General features: G+C 56.9%; 16 protein-coding genes. 12 read left to right on the top strand and 4 right to left on the bottom strand.

Translation table 11 applies throughout. From position 1 onward, the window contains the following. Window positions 1-681: 681 nt before the first annotated feature. On the top strand, window positions 682-1824 hold the full coding sequence (locus BMW84_RS21240) for a WG repeat-containing protein (protein ID WP_175498961.1): 1143 nt from the start codon (window positions 682-684) through the stop codon (window positions 1822-1824). A gap of 65 nt (window positions 1825-1889) precedes the next feature. Here BMW84_RS21240 and kduD read toward each other — a convergent pair whose 3' ends face one another. From kduD to kduI, 3 genes are read right to left on the bottom strand one after another with little or no spacing between them, the layout of a single operon-like run. After that, a complete protein-coding gene (kduD, locus tag BMW84_RS21235; RefSeq protein WP_091071812.1) occupies window positions 1890-2645 on the bottom strand; it encodes a 2-dehydro-3-deoxy-D-gluconate 5-dehydrogenase KduD in 756 nt (251 codons plus the stop codon). A gap of 13 nt (window positions 2646-2658) precedes the next feature. Further along, the gene (locus BMW84_RS21230; protein ID WP_091071810.1) at window positions 2659-3435 is read right to left on the bottom strand and encodes a DeoR/GlpR family DNA-binding transcription regulator; all 777 of its coding nucleotides are present in this window, start codon (window positions 3433-3435) and stop codon (window positions 2659-2661) included. 36 nt (window positions 3436-3471) lie between these two features. After that, window positions 3472-4305, bottom strand: coding sequence for a 5-dehydro-4-deoxy-D-glucuronate isomerase (kduI, locus tag BMW84_RS21225; protein ID WP_091071808.1), 834 nt, complete (start codon window positions 4303-4305; stop codon window positions 3472-3474). Window positions 4306-4476: 171 nt separating this feature from the next. Here kduI and BMW84_RS21220 point away from each other — a divergent pair, with 171 nt between their 5' ends. The 7 genes from BMW84_RS21220 (at window position 4477) to BMW84_RS21190 (ending at window position 16570) form a co-directional block, all read left to right on the top strand. Continuing rightward, window positions 4477-6189, top strand: a complete 1713-nt coding sequence (locus BMW84_RS21220; protein WP_091071807.1) for a hypothetical protein — start codon at window positions 4477-4479, stop codon at window positions 6187-6189. Window positions 6190-6548: 359 nt separating this feature from the next. Next, entirely contained in the window at window positions 6549-8102 is a 1554-nt protein-coding gene (locus tag BMW84_RS21215) for a response regulator transcription factor (protein ID WP_091071804.1), read from the top strand. A 26-nt stretch (window positions 8103-8128) separates the two neighbouring features. Further along, window positions 8129-9886 carry a sensor histidine kinase gene (locus tag BMW84_RS21210; protein WP_091071803.1) on the top strand — a complete coding sequence of 586 codons (1758 nt, stop codon included), beginning with the start codon at window positions 8129-8131 and terminating at the stop codon, window positions 9884-9886. A gap of 301 nt (window positions 9887-10187) precedes the next feature. Continuing rightward, entirely contained in the window at window positions 10188-11501 is a 1314-nt protein-coding gene (locus BMW84_RS21205; RefSeq protein ID WP_091071801.1) for an ABC transporter substrate-binding protein, read from the top strand. Window positions 11502-11617: 116 nt separating this feature from the next. Then, entirely contained in the window at window positions 11618-12484 is an 867-nt protein-coding gene (locus BMW84_RS21200; RefSeq protein WP_091071918.1) for a carbohydrate ABC transporter permease, read from the top strand. After that, window positions 12484-13308: a carbohydrate ABC transporter permease gene (locus tag BMW84_RS21195; protein WP_091071800.1), complete on the top strand. Its 825-nt coding sequence runs from the start codon at window positions 12484-12486 to the stop codon at window positions 13306-13308. Before BMW84_RS21200 ends, BMW84_RS21195 begins: the two co-directional genes overlap by 1 nt. 220 nt (window positions 13309-13528) lie before the next feature. Continuing rightward, the gene (locus tag BMW84_RS21190) at window positions 13529-16570 is read left to right on the top strand and encodes a beta-galactosidase, LacZ type (RefSeq protein WP_091071798.1); all 3042 of its coding nucleotides are present in this window, start codon (window positions 13529-13531) and stop codon (window positions 16568-16570) included. Window positions 16571-16932: 362 nt separating this feature from the next. Here BMW84_RS21190 and BMW84_RS21185 read toward each other — a convergent pair whose 3' ends face one another. Then, window positions 16933-19584, bottom strand: a complete 2652-nt coding sequence (locus tag BMW84_RS21185; protein WP_091071797.1) for an alpha-L-rhamnosidase — start codon at window positions 19582-19584, stop codon at window positions 16933-16935. 155 nt (window positions 19585-19739) lie between these two features. Here BMW84_RS21185 and BMW84_RS21180 point away from each other — a divergent pair, with 155 nt between their 5' ends. From BMW84_RS21180 to murI, 4 genes are all read left to right on the top strand, one after another. Continuing rightward, window positions 19740-20651 (top strand): helix-turn-helix domain-containing protein, encoded by a 912-nt coding sequence (locus BMW84_RS21180; protein WP_091071796.1) that lies wholly within the window; start codon window positions 19740-19742, stop codon window positions 20649-20651. 115 nt (window positions 20652-20766) lie between these two features. Continuing rightward, a complete protein-coding gene (locus tag BMW84_RS21175; protein WP_175498959.1) occupies window positions 20767-23136 on the top strand; it encodes a beta-galactosidase in 2370 nt (789 codons plus the stop codon). Between the two features lie 70 nt (window positions 23137-23206). Then, window positions 23207-23524, top strand: coding sequence for an L-rhamnose mutarotase (gene rhaM / locus BMW84_RS21170; RefSeq protein WP_091071794.1), 318 nt, complete (start codon window positions 23207-23209; stop codon window positions 23522-23524). 278 nt (window positions 23525-23802) lie between these two features. After that, complete coding sequence (gene murI, locus BMW84_RS21165) at window positions 23803-24576, top strand: glutamate racemase (protein WP_091071793.1); 774 nt, start codon at window positions 23803-23805, stop codon at window positions 24574-24576. Window positions 24577-24641: the final 65 nt, after the last annotated feature.

Raw genomic sequence — 24641 nt, 5'->3', positions numbered from 1 at the left:
GAATGGCGAATGCGCCGTGCCTTGGTAGAGCGCAAGCTGTGTGTGTTGAAGTAATGCGTAAGGAGGGAGTACCGGTTAAACGTAGGAGAAGCATGCCGGTTCGATGGGGAGAAGTAAAGTACGGCGAATGTAGGGGTAACGTGTAGGTGGATCGCAGAAAGAGAGGGGCGTTGGAGGTAACCAGTGTGTTGAAAGTAATGCTTCAGAAGGGAGTGCCGGTTGGACGTAGGATCAGCACGCTGCGTAAAGTAAATAGGTATATGATTTTGAGGATAGAATCCGGAGCCTACGATGCTAACGGACCTGAGCGCCGCTATTCAGGGAAAAATGCACTATTTCCCAGATTAACGGACCTGAGCGCCGTTATTCCTCCTTGCTGGGATGATTTTGAGGCGTTTTGCGCTTAATAACGGCTCCTATGTCCGTTAGTGCGTGAATAATGGCCATTTTCGCCAAATAACGGCTCTGGTGTCCGTAAGACTACCGCCGCCGCAGCATTTTTCTAATAGGGGGAATGCAATGTTAGTAGAGGGCACACAATGGCAAGCTGAACGGATAATCACGCGGGGAAGTTGTTGTAATTTCCTCCCAACCCGGCACAACAAAACCCGTACAAGGGCTGTCTATACTAAAGAATGGAAATTAGCCGCTGAGGAGCGTGGACAACAGGTGCTTAAAAAGATGGCTCTAACCCTTCTATTGACGACGATGGTGTTCGGCACGAATATGGCGGTTCATCCGCTTAACAAAGCGCTGGCTGCTGAGGCCGCCGGGGCGACCCCTGCGCAAGCGGCGAAGGTAACTTCTGCGCAAACAGCCGGAGCGACCGCTTTGGCTGAACAGACAGCCGACCAGCTGTATCCCGTCGAGGTGGGTGGTAAATACGGCTTTATCAACGGCAAAGGCAAAGTTGTGATCGAGGCGGTGTACGATGGTTACGGATATTCGGGCCAGCCTGGCGGTACGGTGTACGTTGAGGATCTTGCTGCCAAAAAGCAATATTATTTCGATTCGGCGGGGAGCAAGCTGTTCGAATACAAGCTGAGAGCCGCCGGGATTTTGTATAGCGACCGGGCGCTGTATACGGCGCAGGTTCAGACCGCTGACGGAGCGACATCGACCCGTTACGGATATATCGACAATCAAGGCAAGGTGGCCATCCAGCCCCTCTATCACCGGGCATTTCCCTTCTCCGAGGGTCTGGCGCGGGTCAACCTGGGCAAAGCCTCGGGATACATCAACACAAAGGGTGAGCTGGTCATCCCTTACCGTTACAGCGCCACATCGGATTTCTCCGAAGGCATGGCAGCCGTAGCGCTTACGGCCGGTGGCAAATACGGGTATATCGATGCTACGGGCAAACTCCGCATCTCCCCGCGGTTTGTTTATGCCACCCCGTTCTCCGATGGAGCGGCGGCCGTGTATGTGAACGGCAAATACGGCTATATCGACAAAAACGGGAATTACCTGCTAAAGCCGCAGTTCAGCATGGCACAGCCGTTTTCGGAAGGACTGGCATTTGTTGAACGTAACGGCGTCACCTTTTACATCAACAAGAAGGGGGCTAAAGTCATTCAGGGCTTTACGGCCGGCGGCCTGTTCAAAGGCGGTCTGGCTCCGGCCAGCGAGGGGCAGCGATACGGCTATATCAATACATCCGGCCGCTTCGTGATCAAGTCGCAGTTGTATTGGGCTGACTCCTTTAACGGCGAATTGGCGGTGATCAGTTATCTCGTTCCGGATTCGCGCGAGGAAATCATGGGGTATATGAACCGCAGCGGAATGATTGTCTGGCCGCAGGCTGCAGCGCTAATGAAACAATAAAAGACAGAGGCAAATAAAAACCGGATGCGGAGAAGAATCTCCGCATCCGGTTTTTTGGCGTAAGTTTAACGCGCCATCCAGCCGCCGTCCACGCACAGCACATGGCCGTTCAGGTAATCGGCAGCGGCGGAAGCGAGGAACACCGCCGGTCCCTTCACATCTTCCGGCGTACCCCAGCGCGCAGCGGGAATGCGGTCGGTGATGGATTGGGTGCGGTCCTTGTCGCCTCGAATCGGCGCAGTGTTCTCGGTTGCCATGTAGCCCGGGGCAATCGCGTTGATGTTCAGTCCGTATTGCGCCCATTCATTGGCGAACGCTTTGGTTAGGCCGGCAACGCCGTGCTTGGAGGCGGTGTAGCCAGGCACGTTGATGCCGCCCTGGTAGGAGAGCATGGAGCAGATATTGATCATTTTGCCCGATCCGCGTTCCAGCATGTGGCGGCCGGCAATCTGGCTGAGCAGGAACACGGTGTTCAGGTTCAGGTTGATGACGTCGAACCAGTCTTTTTCGCTGTGGTCCTTGGCCGGTGTGCGGCGGATGATCCCGGCATTGTTGACCAGGATGTCGACTTTGCCGGTCAGCTCCAGCGCCTGATCAAATACGGATTGCAGCGTGCTGTGATTGCCGAGGTCGGCTTCGATGCCCAGCCCCTTGACGCCAAACGCTTCGGCCTGCTTCACGGTTTCCCCGCTTGCGGTCAGCGACACCGACACAAGGTCAGCGCCGGCTTCGGCGAGCGCCAGGGCGATGCCTTGGCCCAGGCCCTGCGCGGCGCCGGTAACCATTGCAGTTTTACCCTTAAGACTGAACAAATTAGACATAATCTATCTCTCCTCATTGATTAAATGAATGATCCGGACCGCAGCGAATGTCGGCACCGGCGGTGCGGAACAGCTCTGCCGTCTCGACGGGAAGGCCGCTGTCCGTTAACAGCTGGTCGATGTCGCTCAGCTTGGCGAATGTGCGAAGCGCAACTTTGCCGAACTTGTGGGAATCGATGGTCGCATAGACGCTGCGGGCCGTCCGGACAAGTGCCTGCTTGTATTCAAGCGAATCTCCGGTATATACGGACAAGCCGTGTTCAATATGAACGGCGGTGGCCGAGACGAACGCCTTTTTGATATTCAAACGGGACACGTATTCGACGGCTTCGGCGCCGGCCAGGGTATTGCGCACCCGGTAGCCGCCCGGAATGACGAGACGGATGTGGTCCCTCGGCACCAGCTCGCTGATGATGTACAGGTCGTTGGTGACAACGGTCAGAGGCATATTGCCGAGTCCGCGGGCGATGGCCAGCGTCGTGCTGCCGCCGTCCAGGGCAATAATGTCGTCCGGTTCGATGAGCTGCAGCGCAAGCTGGGCAATTTCCGTTTTTTCCTTCGGGAAGGTGGAGAGGGGCTCGCGGGATGGCAAAATGCCGAACTGGTCGCTCTGCGCCAGCATCGCGCCGCCGTGCACCCGGAGAATGAGGCCTTGCTCCTCCAGCCGGCTCAGGTCTTCGCGGATTGTTTTTCCCGTCACGCCAAGCTTGTCGCTCAGCTCATGGACTGTAACCTCTTTTTGGCCTAACAGGACTTCCATAATCATCTCGTGCCGTCTAACGTAGTTCATGCGATGTTCCTCAGCTTTCCACAGACAGTTTTGGTTCTATTTTAACTCTTTCATGGAAACGGGGTCCATATCGTCATAGCGGATATTGTCGCCGGCCATGCTCCAGATGAACGTATAATTGCTTGTGCCCACACCGCTGTGGATCGACCAGCTCGGGGAAACGACGGCTTCCTCGTTGCGCATGACGATATGGCGGGTTTCGCTTGGCTCACCCATCAGATGCACGACGACGGCATCCTCCGGCAATTCAAAGTAGAAGTAAGCCTCCATCCGGCGGGGATGGGTATGCGCAGGCATCGTGTTCCACATATTGCCCGGCTTGAGCTGCGTAAGGCCCATGACGAGCTGGCAGCTTTGGATGCCGCTGGCATGAATCAGGCGGTGAATCGAGCGTTCGTTGGAATTCTTGATATCGCCGAGGTTGGCGAATTCGGACGTCTCCAGCGTGGCTTTGACCGTCGGATACTCCTTGTGCGCAGGCGCGGAATTCAGATAGAACTTCGCCGGGCTGGTGCTGTCCACGCTCTTGAACAGTACTTCCTTCGTACCTTTGCCCACATACAGGCATTCCTTCGCGTTCAGGTCATATTCGGTTCCGTCCGCGACAACAATACCCTTGCCTCCGACATTGATAATGCCGAGCTCGCGGCGCTCGAGAAAATAGGTCACGCCCAGCTCCTTCAGATCAGTGGCGAGCGCGACCGTTTCTTTCACCGGCAGCGCGCCGCCGATGATCATCCGGTCCTCATGGGTCAGCACAAGCTTCAACTCATCCGCCGCAAACAACACGGGTACATGAAACTCGCGGCGCAGCCGCTCGGTATCGAAATGCTTGACTTCGTTCGGGTGGGAAGCAAAACGTCTTTCCATGGATGAAAGTCTCCTTCTCCTAAGTATTAGTTCAACTAAGTACAATTTACTCCATTTATGTTCATATTACAAGTGTATCTCAACCATTAAAAGTTCATTAATGTTTATTTATAATGCCATTTGCGATAAAATGAACGTGTATTTCATAGGAGAAGAGCGGAGGAATGAACAATGACAGTACAAAACGGAGGAACCGGGGATCACTGGAGCCGGCAGCGGGACATCATTCTGCGGTTGGCAGAGAAAGCGGCAGGGCTGCCGCTGCAGGAAGGCGGTTTATGGTTTCACGACGATGTGCGGAACAATTTTTATTACGCATCCTATTTGTTTGCGGCGGCGAAGGATACAGAGCTTGCAGTGAGCTTTGACCGTGAAAAAGCGGCTGCGGCCGCCGAAAGCGTGCTGACGCAGGTGCTGCTGCTGCAGAACCGGCAGCCGGGCACGCCGCTGCTCGGCCACTGGCCGCTGGGGCTGGCGCCGGTGCCGGCTGCGGCACCGCCCCATGAGCTGCCCGCCGAGCTGATGGGCAGCCTGATAGCGTATTTCCGCCGGGAATACGGCGGAATGCTGAGCGAGCAGACGGACATTCTGCTCGACCGGGCGCTGGCCTACGTCTATGCCAGCGGCTTTTATCGCAAGCCGATGGCGGCCTTCGGCCATCATGAGGCCAAATACACGGCGGCCAAACTGATCTTTGGCCGCCTGTTCGCCGACCGGGAGCTGTTCGAGGACGGGCGGGCATGTCTCGCGGCTACGCTGAATTACGTGCAGGAGAACGGGATGCCGGAATATGGCAGCCTGCCGTGGTTCTGGCACTGGGTGCAGGCGTACAACTGCGCACTGTCGCTTGTCGGAGACGCGGACGAAGAGCTGCGGCGGATGCTGGAAGAGATGCTGCAGTATTTGTGGCGGCAGCGGGCGCTTTATTATGTGGGAGGCGGATGGGCGGGCCCGCATTGCCGCGGCCTCGGACATGACGTGCCCGGCGATGCCAACGTGCTGCATGACTACGTGCAGTTCGGCGATTTTGCGCTGCCGGAGGCGATGCCGCGGACGGAGTATGCCGGGTTGCTGTGCTACCCGGTGCCGGAGGAGATCCGCCGGCTTGCGCTGGACCGGGGCGAGCCTGTCGAGGTCAAGCGGGTGATCCGCAAAGCGGCGGATGGCCGGCCGGTGCAGGCCGAGCTGCACTCGTACGCGTACATGACGCGGGATTACGGGGCCGGCGGCCTGTGGGAACGGGTGGAGGAGTTCGACAACGAACAGCTGCGCTGGGCCTATTCGCTCCCGGTTCGCCCCGGACGCATCGTGAACCGGCTCTATTTTTTCCACCCGGGCGCCGGATACACCGCAGGCGATCCCCGTCATCAGAGCCGGTATATGGAGGTGTTGTTCCGCCGGAGCCTGACGGCGGCGCTGTTCACGGCGCCGGTGAAGGGCACGCCGGCGATCGCGCCTTCGGGCAGCTCGCTTCCGGTTGACACGCATCCGGTCGGCGTGCTGCCGCGCGGCGAGTGGCTGCAGCGGCCGCAGGCGTTGTTCGGCCGCGTGGACGGCGTGTATTTCGCCGTGTTCCTCTCGGGCGGATATAGCTGTACGGAACGGGACCACTACACGGAAGTGACGTTGTCCGCGGTGCGCGGCGGTGTGGTTGTGGACGCGGTGGCTGTTAGCGAAGCGGAGTCGCAGGGAATTGTTAGCCTGAGCGCTTTCGCGGACGCGATGCAGGCGCATGCCCCGCAGTTTACGGTTAGCGGGGCGGGACTTGCGCTCAGCACTGTGAGCCGTGCAGGCGAGCGCATCAGCCTGAGCGCCGACGGCACGGGTGCCTTCTCCGCACAGGTGGACGGCATGCCGGTGAGCTTCGAAGATTATACGGCATAGCCGGCGCTTACAGGTTGCACCAACGGGGCGACCGCTGCCCGCCGCCCGTTGTCTGTACGATTCATGCCGGCCGTTGATTTATGTCGCGAGCAGGCGCCGCCCGAAGCCCGGGCCACCGCCGATTGACAGCCCAAAGGCTCGTGCCTATAATGTAAAGCAGATTAATGAAAGCCGTTTCATCGCTGTTTTCAAAACGCAATGATCGATAACCCGCCGGTTGAGGGCCCTGTATAGGGTAAGCTTGGAACCCTTCCTCTTGCGGGTTTTCTTTTATTGCGCCGACATACTTTAACGGACACGGATCGTCATATGTAACTTACATAGAGCTTTACCTAAACACCTTACGCAAAGGAGCTGCCATGGACGCGACGTTTTGCAAACTACTAGTGGTCGATGATGAAATGCTGGTACGGCAGGGGATCATTCACCTGCTGGACTGGGAGAGCGAAGGGTTTCAGATCGCCGGGGAGGCCGCAAACGGCCGGGAGGCGCTGGAGCTGATCGAGGCGCAGCGGCCGCATATCATCCTGACCGACATCGTCATGCCCGTGATGGACGGGGAAGAGCTGATCCGCCTTGTGAAGCGAATGCACCCGGAGATCGAAGTGATCGTGCTCAGCAGCTTCAGCGAATTCGAATATGTGCGCTCGACCTTCCAGAGCGGCGTCGCCGACTATATTCTGAAGCCGCGCCTGGAGCCGCAGTCGCTGCTGGCCGTGCTGAAAAAGACGGCGCAGCGCATGCCGCAGCTCCAGCAAGGGGCTTGGGGCGGCGATAAGCGGCAGTCCGCCGATTACGTGCTCGACAAGCTGCTCTCCGGGTATCCGGTGGAGTACGGAGAGGACGAGCTAAAGCCGCTCTTTCCGCATGCGTGCTTCGCCATGCTGCTGGCCGATACCGGCGACGATTCCGCCGCCGCGGGCCGCAAGGAGGAATGGCTGGAGAGCAGCATCCGCTCGCTGCTTCAGGGCAGCGGCGACATCGGCGGCGGCTCCATCGTTGTCCGCCGCCTGCCGCAGCAGGACGGGCATCTGCGCTTCCTGTTTAATCTCCCGCCGGACCACCGGGAGGCGCTGCTGACGCTCGCGGAGCAAATATGTTCTGCCGGCATCCGGGCGAACATGTTCCAGAGCCTGGCGCTCAGCCGGGTCTTTAACGGGCTGAATGACCTGCATTCCATCTATGCGGATGAGCTGGTGAGGCTGCTCGACCGCCGCTTTTTCCTGCCGGACCGCAAATTGCTGGTAGACCGCGGCGAGGGATCCGGTCCGGGTCCGGCGTTTGACCATGAAGCCTTTACGGGCGAGCTGAGCCGGCAGGAGTTCGATTTGGCGTTCGGACGCCTCAGCGCCTATGTCGCCTCCATGCCTGGCCGGATGGATACCGGAATGTTCGAATTCAAATCGTTCCTGTGCCACAGCCTGTTCCAGATTATCGGCATGCTGCTGCATTTTCACTATGAAGCCCGCGCGCTCGACGAGAGCAAATATGAATTTTTCCGGGCGATCCATGAAGCCAAGCACATCGGCGAAGCCGCGGCCCGCCTGGAGCTGTTCCTGCAGGATGCGACGGAATGCCTGACCCAAAGCCGAAGCGGATCGTCCGTGATCCAGAAGATCATGCTGTACATCGATGCACATTATGCGACTGGGCTTACCTTGACAGAGGTGGCGAGGCAGTTCCATTTTAACCCGTCATACCTGTCCAACTATTTTGCGCTGCATAACAAGGAGGGCTTCAACGAATATTTGAACCGGGTGCGGATCGAGAAAGCCTGCCTGCTGCTGAAAGAGCAAGAAGGCCTGACCATCTCCGAAATCAGCGGCATGGTGGGTTATTCGGACCACAGCTATTTCACCCGGGTCTTCCGCAAGCTGATGGGCATATCCCCCAGCCAATACCGGAAAGGATAAGAGGGGAAGGAAGTTGAAGCGGCCTCATGGAAAAATGGCTCAGAAAGCTTAGAGATCAAAGTTTATTCAGTAAAATATTCGTCGTCATGATGATCAGCATCATTCTCGTAACGGTGCTTATCGCCGGCATTACGGTGCAGATGTCCCAGAAGCTGTTCGTGCAGACGTTCAGCATCACCAACGGCAAAATTATCAACCAGATCAAAAGCGCGCTCGACAGCTCGCATTACGCCGCGGTTAACATCGCCATCGACGTGGCGCAGAGCGGGGCGATCCGCAGTTTCATGACCGAGCAGGACGCCACATCGCTTGCCAACTTCAAACGTTATTTCAGCATGCGGGACCAGATGGACCGTATCCAGTCCGGCATCGGAGCCAAAAATATCGGCATCTCGATTCTCGGCGCGAACGGCCGGAGCTACACCAGCGACGTGACCTATTGGTCCGGATCGTCGGAGCAGCTGAAGAACATTCCGATTACGGCGTCGGCTGCGGAGCGTGGCGGCCAGCTTTTTTACAGCTTCATGGACGCCAGTCCGCTGAATTCGCAGAGTCGGTATCTCGTCGCAGCCAAAGCACTGGTCGTTCCCGGCACCTCCAAAATATACGGTACGCTCTATATGTTTACCCGGGAGACCGATTTCCGCCAGAATTATGCCAGCTTCACCAGCCAGGGCAACGATGTCGTCATTCTGGACCAATCCGGACGAGTCGTCTCGAGCAACCGCACCGATCAGATCGGCACCACCTCTCCGGTACTGCTGGACAGCGCACGGCAGATGACCGAATCGAACCAGGCGAGCCAGGAACTGACGCTGGACGGCCGGGATGTGATCGTGTTGGCCGACTATCTGCCATCCTATAATTTCTACATCGTCAACCTGATCGATAAAAACGAAACGATCGGCAAGCTGCTGGACAAAAAGGCGATTTTTCTGATTGTGGCGGCGATTGCGGCCGTCGCGGTGCTGGTGATCTACTTTTTAACGAAAAAGCTGACCCAATCCCTGCGCACCCTGGTCAAAAAAATGTCCAATGTGACCCAAAAAAATTTCCATAACTACATGTCCGTGACCGGAACTTACGAAACCCGGCAGCTCAGCACCGCATTCAACTATATGCTTAAGGAGCTTAACGATTACGTCGGACAGCTGGTGGAGACCCAGAAGGAACAGCGCAAAGCCGAGCTGGCGGCGCTTCAGCAGCAGATCAATCCCCATTTTCTATACAACACCTTGGCTTCGGTCAATATCCTGGTGCAGCGGGGCAGTAAGGAGCAGGCGACGGAAACGATCCATGCCCTCATCTCGCTGCTGCAGAATACGATCAGCAATGTGAACGAAACGATTACCGTGGAAGAAGAGCTGATCAATCTGCGGCATTACGTGTACATTAACCAGGTGCGGTACGGCGACCGGATCAAAGTCGATTATTTCATCTCGCCGGATTGCATGTCCGTGCAGGTGCCAAAGCTGATGCTCCAGCCGTTTATCGAAAATGCGTTTTTTCATGCCTTTAACATAAAAAATGCGGGTTATATCTACGTGACCATCATGAAGGACCGGGATACGCTGCACTGCGAGGTGGTCGATACCGGGGACGGCATGGATCTCGACAATCCGGAGGTCATCCCCGCGCCGTCCGGGAGCCGGCAGCTGTTCAGCGGCATCGGCATCCGCAACGTTCATGACCGGCTGACGCTGTTATACGGGGAAGAATACGGCGTCACGATCTCCAGCACACCGGGGCAGGGAACGAAGGTACAGATCCGAATTCCGTGCTGAGATAACTTCGCATAGAGAGCATTACGCTGGGCAGCGTCCGTGTTTTGCCCGCCCAATTATACAGTCCCGGCCGAGGCCGGCGCCGGTTTGCGGCGCCGGTCTTTTTCGCGGTAAAGGGGACAAAATTCAAACCTAAAAATAGTGCTAATAGAAAAAATAAATGCTAACCGGCGTATTATGGAAGCGGATACAGCAGACAATATTATCACTATTTTAACTAAATTAAGTTCTAACGAAGTCGCTGACCAGGATGCTATGCTTTAAAAGAAAGCACTTTCAAATTTGCATGAGGGGGATCTACATGAAGAAAAAAGCTACCGCACTTTTGCTCACCGGCCTGATGCTGCTGACGGCAGCCTGCTCCAGCAACTCCAATAACAACGCGAACACGGCAAACACGGCAAATGAAGGCGGCAAAAGCGAAACCAAAGAAATCACCGTCTGGGCATGGGACAAAAACTTTAATATCGCTGCAATGAATCTGGCCAAGGAAGCTTATGTGAAAAACCATCCGGACGCCAAAATCAATGTCGTGGAATACGCCCAGGACGATATCATCCAAAAACTGAACACCGGCCTCAACTCGGGAACGGCTTCCGGCCTGCCGAACATCGTGCTGATTGAAGACTACCGCGCACAAAGCTTCTTGCAAACGTATCCAGATGCCTTCCAGGACCTGGGCGACGCGATCAAGCCATCCGATTTCGCCGATTACAAACTTGGACCGACCAGCTTTAACGGCAAGCAATACGGCGTACCGTTCGACTCCGGCGTTGTAGGCCTGTACGTCCGCACGGACTATCTGCAGGAAGCGGGTTACACGGTTAACGATCTGCAGGATATCGACTGGCAAAAATATATCGAGATCGGCAAAGCGATCAAAGCCAAAACCGGCAAAGATATGCTGACCCAGGACCCGAACGATCTGGGTCTGATCCGCATGATGATCCAATCCGCCGGCTCCTGGTACCTGAAGAGCGACGGCACGACGCCTGACCTGAAGGACAATGCCACGCTGAAGGAAGCCTTTGAAACGTACAAAGAGCTGATGAACGCCAATATCGTCAAAGTCAATTCGGACTGGAGCTCCTTCCTCGCCGGCTTTAACAGCGGAGATGTCGCTTCCGTACCGACCGGCAACTGGATTACGCCATCCATCAAAGCGCAAGCCGATCAATCCGGCAAATGGGCGGTCGTACCTTTCCCTAAATTGAAAAACGCAGCGAATTCCGTCCATGCCTCTAACCTTGGCGGCAGCTCCTGGTACGTGCTGAACAATGACGGCAAAGAAGCGGCTGTCGACTTCCTGGCGGCAACGCTTGGCTCCGATTCCGACCTGTATCAAAAACTCGTTACCGACGTCGGCGTCATCGGTACCTACAAACCGGCGGCAAGCGGCGAAGCGTACTCCGCTGCGGACGAATACTTCGGCGGCCAAAAGGTTATTTCCGACTTTGCGAAGTGGACCGCAGAAATTCCGAACGTGAACTACGGCATGCATACCTATGCCATTGAAGATATTCTCAAAGTTGAAATGCAGAATTTCCTAAACGGCACGGCTGTGGATAAAGCGCTCAGCGACGCCCAGTCGCAAGCGGAGTCTCAAATTCAGTAAGCTTCCATGATTGGATTGATCCGCTGTCCTCCGCGCATGCCGCGGGGGGCGGCGGCTTCTCCGTTATCGCGATTTCCGCTTGTATAGAGAAAGGATTGAGAGCTGTGAACCATACGATGCGCAACCGCGCCAAACTGACCGGGTGGCTGTTTATCGCCGCCGCCGTACTGATGATTTGTTTGTTCTACTTCTACCCGATGATCCAGGCCCTGCTGCTTTCGTTTAAAACGGGTGCGGGCGCCCAGCTTCATTTCGAAGGATTACACAACTATAAACGTCTGTTCAGCGACAAAATGTTTTTCACCGCGGTGAAGAACACGTTCCTGTTCCTGATTGTACAAGTGCCGATCATGATCGTGCTGGCCATGATAATTTCGGTATTGCTGAACGACAGCAAGCTGCGTTTCAAAGGATTTTTCCGTACTGCAATCTTCCTGCCTTGCGTTACCTCGCTGGTTGCGTATTCCGTCGTATTCAAATACCTGTTCGGCAATGACGGACTGGTGAATATGGCGCTCATGAATCTGCATATTTTATCCGAACCAATCCAGTGGATCTCTCATCCGTTCTGGGCCAAGATTACGATTATTATCGCCATTACGTGGCGCTGGACGGGATACAACATGATTTTTTTCCTCTCGTCCCTGCAAAATATCGACAACTCCATCTATGAAGCCGCGCGCATTGACGGCGCTTCGTCCGTGAGACAGTTTTTCTCGATAACGATGCCGCTGCTCAAACCGATCATCCTGTTTACATCCATTACCTCGACGATCGGCACGCTGCAGCTGTTCGATGAAATCATGAATATTACCAAGGGCGGTCCCGGTACGGCGACGCTCTCGATTTCCCAATATATTTATAATCTGTCCTTCAAGTACACGCCGGACTTTGGATATGCCGCGACCGTGTCCTATTCGATTGTGCTGATGGTTGTCGTGCTGTCCTTCCTTCAAATCAAACTGGCAGGTGATGATAAGTAATGCGAACCTTACGCCGTTCACCGATTTATATCTTTTTGTCCATCGTCGCCCTTATCTCCATCTTCCCGTTTTTGTGGATGATCATCAGCGCCACCAACCTTTCGGTTGACGTGACCCAGGGCCGCATGCTGCCCGGCACCCATCTGTTCGACAATATCCGGAACTTGACGGATCAGATCAATCTCGTGCCTGCCTTGTGGAATACGCTGAAAATTGCCGTAACCACGACGATTTTGGCCATGCTGATCGCTTCGCTTGCCGGGTACGGTTTTGAAATCTACCGCAGCAAAGCGAAGGATATCGTCTTTAACTTGCTGCTGCTGTCGATGATGATTCCGTTCGCGGCCCTCATGGTGCCGCTCTATCAAATGTTCGCGAAGCTGTCCGGGCCTGCGCCGTTCATCGGCGTAAACACGACGGCTGCCGTGGTCCTTCCGACGTTTACGACCGCGTTCCTGATTTTCTTCTTCCGCCAGAGCACCAAGATGTTCCCGCGTGAGCTGCTGGAAGCGGGCCGGATGGACGGCCTGTCCGAGCTTGGCCTGTTCTTCCGCATCTATATGCCGACCATGAAGACGACGTATGCCGCTGCCGGCATCATTACCTTCATGTCCAGCTGGAATAACTACATGTGGCCGCTGATCGTGCTGCAAACGCCGGAAAAACGCACCATTCCGCTGCTGATCTCCAACCTTGGCTCCAGCTACTCGCCGGATTTCGGCGTCATTATGGCCGCCGTAGTGATCTCGACGATCCCGACAGCGCTCGTGTTCTTCCTGATGCAGAAGCAGTTCGTTGCCGGCATGATCGGCTCGGTGAAATAAAGATATGGATTGAGGCTGAAAACTAAAATGAGGGAAGACGACGAAAGAGAAGTTTGGAATTGTAGGAGCGTAGCGTCCGCCTTTATTTGAAGATTTCTACCGCCAACAGCGGTATTCGATCAAGAAATCTGCAAATAACAGCGGCCGGAAATCCAAACATTCTCGGCAGTCGCGGCCTGCCCCCGAATGGCTATATTTGAAGCTCAATATATAGGAGGAAATGAAATTGGCACTCACCCCAACATTAAACTGGCTGGAGGACCCGGGTACATTCCGGGTCAACCGGCTGGATGCCCATTCGGACCACCGCTATTACCGGACGATGGCGGAAGCGGAGGCCGGCGCGCCGATGGAGATGCGCCACAGCCTGAACGGCAGCTGGAAGTTTAGCTACGCGCCGAATCCGGCGAGTCGGGTGGCCGCTTTTTATGAGACAGGATTTGACTGCAAGGGCTGGGAAGATATCCGGGTTCCCGGACATATTCAGCTGCAGGGCTTCGGCCGGCCGCAATACGTCAATACGATGTATCCATGGGACGGGCTCAGCGATGTCCGCCCGCCGCAGATTCCGCAGGACCATAACCCTGTCGGCAGCTACGTAAAGGAATTCCGCCTGCCGGAGAACATGAAGAACGGGCCGTTGTTCATCTCTTTTCAAGGGGTGGAGTCGGCTTTCTATGTGTGGCTGAACGGGCAATTTGTCGGCTATGCCGAAGACAGCTTTACGCCGTCGGAGTTTGACCTGACTCCGTTCGTTAGCGAAGGCTTGAACAAGCTGGCCGTTGAGGTCTATCAGCGGAGCACCGGGGGCTGGCTGGAGGACCAGGACTTCTGGCGCTTCTCGGGCATTTTCCGCGACGTCTATTTGTACACCGTCCCGCAAGTCCATGTCCGCGACCTTGAAGTACGGGCCGAGCTGGACGATACGTACACCCGGGGAAGCTTGAGCGTATACATGGAGCTGCTGGAAGTTCCGCAGAAGACCGTGCGCGCCAAGCTTGAGCTGAAGGACAAACAAGGCAACGTGCAGCTGGCCGCAGTAGGCAGTTTCAGCGGGCAAGAGCTGACGCTCACCGGAGATGCCGGAAATGTGGCGGCGTGGAGTGCGGAGAATCCGTACCTGTACACGCTGTGCCTGTCCCTGACAGACGAGCAAGGGCATATTATAGAAGCGATTGTGCAAAAGGTGGGCTTCCGCCGGTTTGAAATGATCGATAAGCTGATGTGCATCAACGGCAAGCGGATCGTGTTCAAGGGCGTCAACCGCCACGAGTTTAACTGCCGCACCGGCCGTTCCATCAGCCGCGAAGATATGCTGTGGGATATCCGCACGCTTAAGCGCAGCAACATCAACGCCGTGCGTACCTCGCATTATCCGAACCAGACGCTGTGGTATGAGCTGTGCGACGAATACGGCATTTACGTCATCGACGAGATGAATCTGGAAACGCATGGCTCGTGGCAAAAGATGGGGGCCGTCGAGCCGTCGTGGAATATCCCCGGCAACGACCCGCAGTGGCGCGGCATCGTGCTCGACCGGGCAATCTCGATGGTGGAGCGGGATAAAAACCATCCGTCCATCCTGATCTGGTCCTGCGGCAACGAATCGTATGCCGGCCAGGTCATTCTGGACGTGGCGAACTGGTTCCGCAGCCGGGACAACAGCCGTCTGGTGCACTATGAAGGCGTGTTCCATAACCGGACCTATGATGCGGCCAGCGATATGGAAAGCCGGATGTACGCCAAACCGGCGGACATCGAGGACTATTTGAACAGCGATCCGGCCAAACCGTATATCAGCTGCGAATATATGCATGCGATGGGCAATTCGGTCGGCGGCATGCACAAATACACTGAGCTGGAAAATAAATACCCGATGTACCAGGGCGGCTTCATCTGGGATTATATCGATCAGTCGATTTTGACCAAGGATCGCTACGGGCGGGAATTTTTCGCCTACGGCGGCGATTTCGGAGACCGTCCGACCGATTACAGCTTCTGCGGCAACGGCATCGTCTATGCCGACCGGGAGTGGACGCCGAAGATGCAGGAGGTCAAATTCCTGTATCAGAACTACAAGCTGGAACCGGAGCGGGACGGGATACGCCTGATCAATGAGAGCCTGTTTGCCGGCACCGGGCATCTGGCGCTGGAATACCGGCTATACCGCGAAGGCGAGCTGCTGGGAACGTGGACGGCGGAAGCCGATGTTGCACCGCAAAGCGAAGTGCGGGTACCGGTACGACTGCCTGACACGGAGCTGCCGGGCGAATACAGCCTGCAGGCATCGCTGCTTCTGAAGGAAACGGAGCTGTGGGCAGATGCCGGGTATGAAATTGCCTTCGGCGAGACGGCTTTCGTCGTCGAAGCAAAGGCTGCGCCGGCGAAAGCCGCCGGAAAGCTTAAGGTAGTCGAAGGAGATGTGCAGATCGGCGTCCTCGGCGAAGGGTTTACCGCGCTGTTCTCCAAACAGGTCGGATCGCTGGTCTCCTTGACCTACCATGGCCGCGAAATCATCGCGGCGCCGCCGATGCCGCTGTTCTGGCGGGCGACGACCGACAATGACAAGGGAACCAACCTCGCGTACCATGCGGGCTGCTGGCTTGCCGCCAGCGTTGCCCGCCGCTGCGTGGAAGTGAACCTGGTGCAGGAAGCCGATGCGGTGACCGTCTCCTTCGATTACCGGTTCAGCATCCATCAGGCATTGTCGTTCGTGACGGCGTATACGGTCTACGGGGATGGCACCGTGCGGGTACGCAGCCGGTACAGCGGCGCCGCCGGACTTCCGGACCTGCCGATTGTGGCCTTGTCCTTCAAGATGTCGGCGGATCATGACCGGACCGAGTGGTACGCAATGGGGCCGGAAGAAAACTATATCGACCGGGCGAAGGGCGCAAGGCTCGGCGTCTTCTGCCGGGAAGTCGCGGCGCTGCCGTCCCGTTACCTGGTGCCGCAGGAATCCGGCAACCGCACCGGCGTCCGCCGGCTTTCGGTTACGAATGCCGAAGGGACCGGGCTGCAAATCTCGGCTTCGCCGGCCGCACCGTTCGAATGCAACGTATCGCCATACACGGCTTTCGAGCTGGAGCAGGCCGGCCATGCCTTTGAGCTGCCGCCGGTTCACTATACCGTAGTGACCGTAGCCGGCCGCCAGATGGGCGTCGGCGGCGACGACAGCTGGGGTGCGCCGGTGCATCCGGAATATCGCATTCCGGCTGACCAGCCGCTGGAGTTTGAATTTTTCCTGTCCAGCGTGGAGTAGGAATAGAGGATAAAAAAACGGTATTTGCCCGGGGGATCCGGGCCGATACCGTTTTTTGGTATGGGAAAAGTGTGTTGGAAACAAAGAAGGGATATGGCGGGGGAGCCTCCTGCACTCGTATGCCTTACGGACACAGGAGCCGCTATTTTGGCGGAAATAGGGTATTTCCCAGAGTAACGGACCTGAGAGCCGTTATTTGCTCGAAATTGCAGCCAGAACAGCAATTTTAGCATTAATAACGGCTCTGGTGTCCGTTAAACCCTGGAAAAGCCTGTTCTTGTGCAAATAACGGCGCTCAGGTCCGTTAAGCTCCTAGGGGACAGGTACTGTACCCCGTTCGCTGGAAATGCTAGTAGAGTGATCTATCCGTTCACCGGATGAGCCACCTCGTACCGGCCGGCACGCAGCAGAATGCGTACCCGGCCGTCTTGCCCGGAGTACTCCAACCCGCAATCGGCAAGCGCTTTGCCGTTGATCCGCACGTTGGCCGCCTCCGACGGCAGTTCCAGCTCAGCCTGAGCATTGAACGGAATGCGGAAGTCGTAATGCAGCCCAAGCCCGTCCTCCGCATACCGCCAGGCGCTCTCGTAGAGCCCCGCCGCGGTTTTGATGGAGGCTTTGGCGTAGCCGAGCCGGGCGTCGGGCTGCGGCGCGAGGCGGATGCGCCGGAAGCCGGGGGACTGCTCCAGCGGCTGCAAGCCGCACATGTTGCGGTACATCCACTCGACGATGGACCCGTAGGTGTAGTGGTTCAGCGAGTTCATGCCGAGATCGCCGAACGATCCGTCCGGGAGCAGCGAATTCCAGCGCTCCCAGATGGTTGTCGCCCCGAGGTTCACGGCGTACAGCCAGCTCGGAAACTCCTCGTTCAGCAGCAGCCGGTAGGCCAGATCATTATGGCCGTTCTCGGACAATACCCGGCATAAATACGGCGTGCCGACAAAGCCGGTCTTGAGGTAATAGTTGTTGCGCTCCAGATTGCCCCGGAGCGACTCTACGATCCGCGGACGAAACGATTCCGGCACAAGGTCCATGAACAGGGCAAGGACATAAGAGGTCTGGGTATCGGCACACAGCCGTCCCCGCGGCGAGACGAATTCCGCGCAGAAAGCTTCCTTCACTTCCGCCGCCAGCTGCGCATATTCCGCCGCCAGCTCATTTTTGCCCAGCACCTTGGCTGCCTTGGCGGCAAGTCCGGCGGAATAAGCGTAGTAGGCGGTGGCGATCAGGTCGGTCGGCGTGCCGCCGTAGACGGCGAAATCGCCTTGTCCGTCCAGCGCAAGCCAGTCCCCGAAATGGAAGCCGGTATTCCACAGCCGGCCGCCGTCATCCTGCCTGCGGATGAAGTCGACGTAGTCCTTCATGCTATCCAGCTGTTGCTCCAGAATCGCGGTATCCCCATAATGAAGATACAGGTTCCACGGAATGACGGTCGCGGCTTCAGACCAGGCGCAGGAGCCGCCGGAATCAAAGCCGATGCCCTGCTTCGGAGCCATGCCGAAGGTGGGCACGAAATGGGGAACGATGCCGCCGCCGATCCAGGCCTGCTCTTTGGCCAGGTCGTACATAAACTTATGGTAAAACGCATCGGCGTCCATATTGAAGCAAGCCGTTCCGCTAAAGACCTGGGCGTCTCCCGTCCAGCCCATCCGCTCATCGCGCTGCGGGCAATCCGTCGGTACGTCGAGGAAATTGCCTTTTTGCCCCCAAAGCGCATTCAGGAAAAGGCGGTTGAGCTTCGGATCGGAGGTTTCGATATGCCCCGTCTGTTCCAGATCGGAATACACGACGCAGCCGGTGAAATCCTCGGCGCGGACTTCGCCGGGCCAGCCCTCCACCTTCACGTAACGGAAGCCGTAAAAGGTAAAGAGTGGCTCCACTTCGGCCGGCTGTCCGTTCGAAATATAGGTGAACTCCGCTTTGGCTGTACGCAGGTTCTCCCGGTAAAAGCAGCCGTTCTGCATTTCTTCGCCATATTGCAGATAAATGCGCTGCCCCGCGGGGGCATGGACCTTGAAGCGGAGCCAGCCGACCATGTTTTGCCCCAGGTCGAGCACGGTTTCACCATTCGTGGTGTGCAGGACCTGTACGGGCGCAAGCGTCTCTTTGATGACCACGGGTAGACTACGCCGCGCCTCCAGCAGGCCGGGATCGATGCCGGCCAGGCGCACGCCGCTCCATCCGGCGTCGTCTGTCCCGAAGGCGGACCAACCGGCCGAAAATCGGCCCGCATCCTGCACCTCGCCGTCATAGATGCTGCTCTCCAGAATATGCGAAGGCGCTGCTTTCCAGCCTTCGTCGGTGACGATCCGCTGCTCGGTGCCGTCCGCAAACCGCACAACCAGCTCGCACACCAAAGCAAAACGGTCGCCGTAGTTGCCGCCGGGTTTGCCGGTGAAGCCGAACCGGCCTTTGTACCAGCCGTTGCCGAGCATCGCCCCGATGGCATTGCCGCCTTCGGCCAGCAGAGCGGTGACATCGAAGGTTTGGTATTGAATCCAGTTGTTATAGCTGTTGCAATAGGGCGTAAGCACCTCGCCGCCAACCTTAACCCCGTTAATTTCCGCCTCGTACAAGCCCAGTCCGCTGATGTAGAGCCGCGCTTCGGCAATGTCCCCGGCGAGCGTAAAGCTCCGGCGGAGGATAGGATGAATTTCGGGGCCAAGGTCCGGCGTAATCCACTGGCCCGCCCAAGGCTCATCCATCTTTGCGGTCTCGAACCAGGCGGGCGGGCTGATGGCGTCGCCAAGGTCGGACCATACCTGCACTCTCCAGAAGTAGCGGGTTCGCGGCGTGAGCCGCAAATCCGGCTCGTAGCCAAGGCTGTCGATGTCCTCGCGCCGGCCGCTGTCATGGAGCAGATGCCGGAAGCTTTCGTCGGAAGCGACCTGCACGCGGCAGGCGAGCTGCACGGTTGCTTGCTCTGTCTCCGTAATCCAGCTCAGTCGGGGCCGGGTCATGGCGAACCCGAGCGGATTAACGATGCGATTGCATTTCAGATCCGTAATGTTCAATGTGTTTTAACTCCTTTGCGCGGAGAAGTCCGCTTTGAATTTTGGACGTTCCGGGTTACAATGTGGAGCAGTTTCAGTGGCTCCGGCATCTTCATTATAGGTTCCGGCCGCGCCGCTTTCTGGGGGGGATTTTGCTATGGTGAGGGGTGAATTTTATGAACGACGTTCCGGTATACCGCGACACCGGCGAGCATTTTTTTAATCATGGGGATTCCATATACATGAACTATGTCAGCGAACCGGCTACGCCGCACCGGCATGAACATGATTTTATTGAAATATCGTACGTGGCTTCCGGCACGGGCATTCATATCCTGGGAGATAAGCAATACGAGGTATGCGCAGGCGATCTTTTTCTCATCAACTACCATGTTCCCCACGAGTTTCGATCGCTCGATGATCCCGGGGCGGCGCCGCTGATGGTGTATAACTGCGTGTTCAAACCGGATTTTATCGACGTCAATCTGCTGGATTACCGGGAGTTCGCCGACGTGATTCATTACTTGTCGTTCCATTCGATCTTTGCGCTGGAGGCCGGACATATCGATGATCTGAAAATCCTCGGCGGCGGGAACCGCTTGATCGAATCCGTGTATCAGAAAATGCTGGCCGAATTTACCCGCCAAGACGACGGATACATCGAGCTGCTGCGGGCGTACCTGATCGAGCTGCTCATTACGATTTTCCGGTCTCTGAAAAAATCCTCGGGCCAACCCGCCGGCGCGCTGTCTCCCCATGCCGCATGGATCGAAAAATCGAAACAGTACCTTAAAGCGAACTATGCCATCGGCGCAACGTTAAACGAGCTGGCCTCCCAGTCGTTCCTCAGTCCGACGTATTTCTGCCGCCTGTTCAAGGATCATACGGGCATGACGATTTCGGAATATACGCAAAAGCTGCGGATCGAAGAGGCCTGCCATCTCCTGCAGAGCGGCGGCGACAAAATCATCGCCGTTGCCGAGAAGGTCGGCTACAAAGATCTCAAGCACTTTAACGAGGTGTTCAAGAAGCATACCGGCATAACGCCCGGCGCGTATAAAAAGTTGCTGGGAAGGGACGGGGGGTAGCGGAGCGTATCCGAAGATCGTCCATCACTTCCCGCATTTCGTTCATTGGATTCTTATAGAAGCGCAGGTACAATGGAGAAAATGAAGGCGATTACAAGTATGGAGGGTGTGGCACTTGAGCGAATACCGGATCGATGCCAGCGATGACCGCAAGAATATAATCCCGGCAAAAAGCCGCATGACGGGCGTTAATCCCGCAGGCGAGCGGCTGGGTTTCAGCAATTATTATATGGAAAAGAACGGTAAACCGTATTTCGGCATTTGCGGCGAATTCCATTATTCCAGGTACGACGAACGGTTCTGGGAGGACGAAATTCTCAAAATGAAGATGGGCGGCGTCAACATTATCGCTACATACATCTTCTGGAATGTGCATGAAGAGATTCAGGGGCAGTTCGACTGGACGGGCCGCCGCGACCTCCGCCGGTTTATCGAGCTGTGCGCGCGGCACGGGCTGTACGTCATCATCCGTATCGGCCCGTTCGACCACGGCGAAATGCGCAACGGCGGAATGCCGGACTGGCTGTTCGGACGGCCGTTCGAGGTGAGATCGAACGATGAAGCCTATCTGGCATACGTCGACGTGCTATATGCGCAGATCAGCATGCAGGTACAGGGGCTCCTGTACAAGGACGGCGGCCCGGTGATTGGCACGCAGATCGAGAACGAGCACCGCCACTCGGCGGCGCAATGGGCACTGACGACGGGCATCAGCAACGAGTGGATGACCCAGGGGCATGACGGCGAAGCCCATATGCTGAAGCTGAAGGAGATGGCGATTGCCGCGGGGCTCGATACGCCGTTTTATACGTGCACCGCATGGGGCGGCGCTTCGGCTCCGGCGGAAGAAATGCTGCCGCTGTGGGGCGGATACTCCCATTGGCCGTGGATCTATTACGAGCATGACCGCTTCGGCGAGATGAAGGAGCATCCGGCGACGCCGGAATATATTTTCCGGGACAAGCACAATAACGAAATTCCGCGGAGCTACAATTTTGAGCCGGAATATACGCCCGAGGATTATCCGTACGCCTGCTGCGAAATGGGCGGGGGCATGACGCCGTTTTACCGCTACCGGTTCGACTTCCCGTATATCAGCGTTCCGGCGATGACCGGCATCAAGACCGCCGAAGGCTGCAACCTGATCGGCTATTACATGTACCACGGCGGCTCCAACCCGACCGGCAAGCGGGATGTGTTCCTGAACGATCTGGCGACGCCGAAGATCTCGTACGACTTCAATGCCTGCATCGGCGAGTTCGGGCAGGTTCGCGAATCGTATCACCGGACGCGCCTGCAGCATTATTTTTTCCGGGCTTTTGAAGAGTGGTTCTGCCGCACGAAAACGGTTCTGCCCGGGGATACATCGCAGATGGACCCGCACGATGTCGACACGCTGCGGTATGCGGTCCGCGCGGCGGACGGCTCGGGACTCTTGTTCCTGAACAATTATCAGGATCATGCCGTGACGCATGACCTGCTGATTCCGGGCGGAGTCACCGTGCAGACCGTCTCGGAAGAAATCCGCTTTCCGGCCGAGGGTCCGCTGCGGCTCGGCAAAGACGGATATGCCATGCTGCCGTACAACTTCGACCTGGACGGCGTGAAGCTTAAATCTGCGACAGCCCAGCTGGTCACGCGGATGGAGGCGGACGGCGATATTTATTACGTGTTTGTCGCTCCGAAAGGGATGCCGGCCGAATATGCGCTGGAGACGGCAACGCTGGCCGGCGTGGTGAACGGTGCGGCAGACGTCCGCGAAGTGGGAACGCTGACGATTCTGCGGCCGGACGCCGGTATCGGCGCGCCGATTCGCCTGACGACGGCAACTGGACAGCGGGTTTCTCTGTTGACCTTGAGCGATGAGGAAAGCTTGAGCTTCTGGCAGACCGAAGTCTGGGGGCGGGAGCGGCTGCTGCTGACCAGCGCAAGCCTGCTGGTCTCGGGCGATGAGCTGAAGCTCGAAGTGACCGGCAGCGAAGAGACGGTGCTGCGCGTGTTCCCGGATTTCGGCGGGGAAGCGCCGCTGGGCGCGCTGACGGGCGGCGAACGGGTGGAACGGGCGCAAGACGGGATCTTCGCCGTTTACCGTTTCCGCCTTCCGCAGAAGGACCTCCGCTTTGAGCTGAAGCGGGTGAAGAACGACAAAGCGGTGCTGGCGTTCCCGGAAGATGCCTTTACCGGCATCAAGGAAGCGCTGCTGCAAATCGAATATGCCGGGGACATCGGCTATGCCTTTATCGACGGCGAGCTGATCAATGACAATTTCAGCAACGGAAAAACCTGGGAGATCGGACTCAAGCGGTTCTCCGAGCGGCTGGTGCAGGACGGGATGTACCTCTACATTTCCCCGATCCGCAGAGGCAGCGTCGTCAGCAGCAATACAACGATGGCCGGCTGGAGCGAAAATGCGGCTGAACTCATCGCCGAGCTGGGGAACATATCGGCCGTGCCGGTGTACGAACTGGTACTGCGCAAAGGTTGAGCCTTTTGCTACAATGGATGGGACACGGAAGCCGTACCTTACCCGAATCCGACAGGAGGCCGATTATCCCATGATCCGCAAAGCATCGGTAATGAAGGTGTTCAGCGATAGCCACGAGGAATACCGCCGCAGGCATGATGAGCTGTGGCCGGAGATGAAAGAGATGCTGCTGGCACACGGCGTCATCCATTATTCGATTTTTCTCGATGAAGCCAGCGATCTGTTATTTGCTTATTTGGAGGTCGAAGACGAGGAGCGCTGGGCGGAAGTGTCCGGCACGGAGGTCTGCAAGCGCTGGTGGGCCTACATGAAGGATATTATGGACACGAATCCGGACAACAGCCCGGTCAGCCGGGATTTGAAATCGGTGTTCGAGCTTCACGCGTAAGGATATTTCATCGGATGAACAATTGCAGACGGCAGCCCGTGTGATAACGGCGTTGCCGTTTTTTGCGTTGGGGCTCATGCAAGATCGCTAATGCCAAGACATATTGCCTCCGTTCTCCGGCTCCCGCAACAGGACCGTCCGAGTTGTGTTAAAATGGATACGGCCTGTCTGACAGGTTTCTTCAGAAGGACGATCAGGTTGACGCACACGGGCCGGCCGGCTGAATAAGATAGGAAATATCGGGTCGGTCGTTAAACGATAAGAGGAAGTGGTAAGCAGTGAGGATCGGATTTTTTGACTCGGGGATCGGCGGGTTGACGGTGCTTCATGAAGCGCTGCGCATTTTGCCCGGGGAGGACTACATTTTTTATGCGGATACGCTGCATGTGCCTTACGGCGAAAAGCCGAAGGAGGAGGTGCGGCAATATATACTGGATGCGGCCGAGTTTATCGTCGGGCAGGGCGTCAAGGCGCTGGTGCTGGCCTGCAATACGGCGACGAGCGTCGTAGTGGAGGAGCTGCGCCAGAAATACGATTTTCCCATTCTCGGGATTGAACCGGCAGTGAAGCCGGCGGTGCGGAAGGCGGAGGGTACGCATAAAAAAGTGCTGGTCCTGGCGACTTCGCTGACGCTAAACGAGCGCAAGTATCATGATTTGGTACGTAAAGTAGGCCACGAGGATCTGGTGGAGAGCCTGGCGCTGCCGGGTTTGGTCCGGCTGGCCGAAGACTTCGTGTTCGACGAGGAGCGGGTGGCGCCTTATTTACGCGAAGCTCTTGCACCGTTTGATCTGGGCCAATTCGGGACCGTCGTGCTCGGCTGCACTCATTTTCAGTACTTTGAGCCAGTGATCCGGGGGCTGTTTCCGGAGAAGGTGGACATCATTTCAGGTGCGGCCGGGACGGCCAAAAATCTGAAGCGCATATTGGAAGAACTAGGCGAGCCGGGAGCGGGCACGGGCGATATCCGGTACTTCCGCTCCGGCGTGCCCGTCACCGACGATGCGCTGCTGTCCGGGTACCGCGAGCTGCTGGGAATGCTGGATCGCTGATCAGCGTTTGGCGTATGGTTTCGGCGTGATGCCGTAGGTCTGTTTGAACATGCGCATACAATAAC

This window comes from Paenibacillus sp. NFR01 (genome assembly GCF_900111565.1).
GTDB lineage: Bacteria > Bacillota > Bacilli > Paenibacillales > Paenibacillaceae > Paenibacillus_AQ.
The sequence above is the reverse complement of the archived record's forward strand: the minus strand, read 5'-3'. Positions and strand labels throughout refer to the sequence as shown.

Coding starts and splice junctions, on each gene's coding strand:
- BMW84_RS21240 (WP_175498961.1), top strand. CDS start 682: ATGGCTCTAACCCTTCTATTGACGACGATGGTGTTCGGCACGAATATG.
- kduD (WP_091071812.1), bottom strand. CDS start 2,645: ATGTCTAATTTGTTCAGTCTTAAGGGTAAAACTGCAATGGTTACCGGC.
- BMW84_RS21230 (WP_091071810.1), bottom strand. CDS start 3,435: ATGAACTACGTTAGACGGCACGAGATGATTATGGAAGTCCTGTTAGGC.
- kduI (WP_091071808.1), bottom strand. CDS start 4,305: ATGGAAAGACGTTTTGCTTCCCACCCGAACGAAGTCAAGCATTTCGAT.
- BMW84_RS21220 (WP_091071807.1), top strand. CDS start 4,477: ATGACAGTACAAAACGGAGGAACCGGGGATCACTGGAGCCGGCAGCGG.
- BMW84_RS21215 (WP_091071804.1), top strand. CDS start 6,549: ATGGACGCGACGTTTTGCAAACTACTAGTGGTCGATGATGAAATGCTG.
- BMW84_RS21210 (WP_091071803.1), top strand. CDS start 8,129: ATGGAAAAATGGCTCAGAAAGCTTAGAGATCAAAGTTTATTCAGTAAA.
- BMW84_RS21205 (WP_091071801.1), top strand. CDS start 10,188: ATGAAGAAAAAAGCTACCGCACTTTTGCTCACCGGCCTGATGCTGCTG.
- BMW84_RS21200 (WP_091071918.1), top strand. CDS start 11,618: ATGCGCAACCGCGCCAAACTGACCGGGTGGCTGTTTATCGCCGCCGCC.
- BMW84_RS21195 (WP_091071800.1), top strand. CDS start 12,484: ATGCGAACCTTACGCCGTTCACCGATTTATATCTTTTTGTCCATCGTC.
- BMW84_RS21190 (WP_091071798.1), top strand. CDS start 13,529: ATGAAATTGGCACTCACCCCAACATTAAACTGGCTGGAGGACCCGGGT.
- BMW84_RS21180 (WP_091071796.1), top strand. CDS start 19,740: ATGAACGACGTTCCGGTATACCGCGACACCGGCGAGCATTTTTTTAAT.
- rhaM (WP_091071794.1), top strand. CDS start 23,207: ATGATCCGCAAAGCATCGGTAATGAAGGTGTTCAGCGATAGCCACGAG.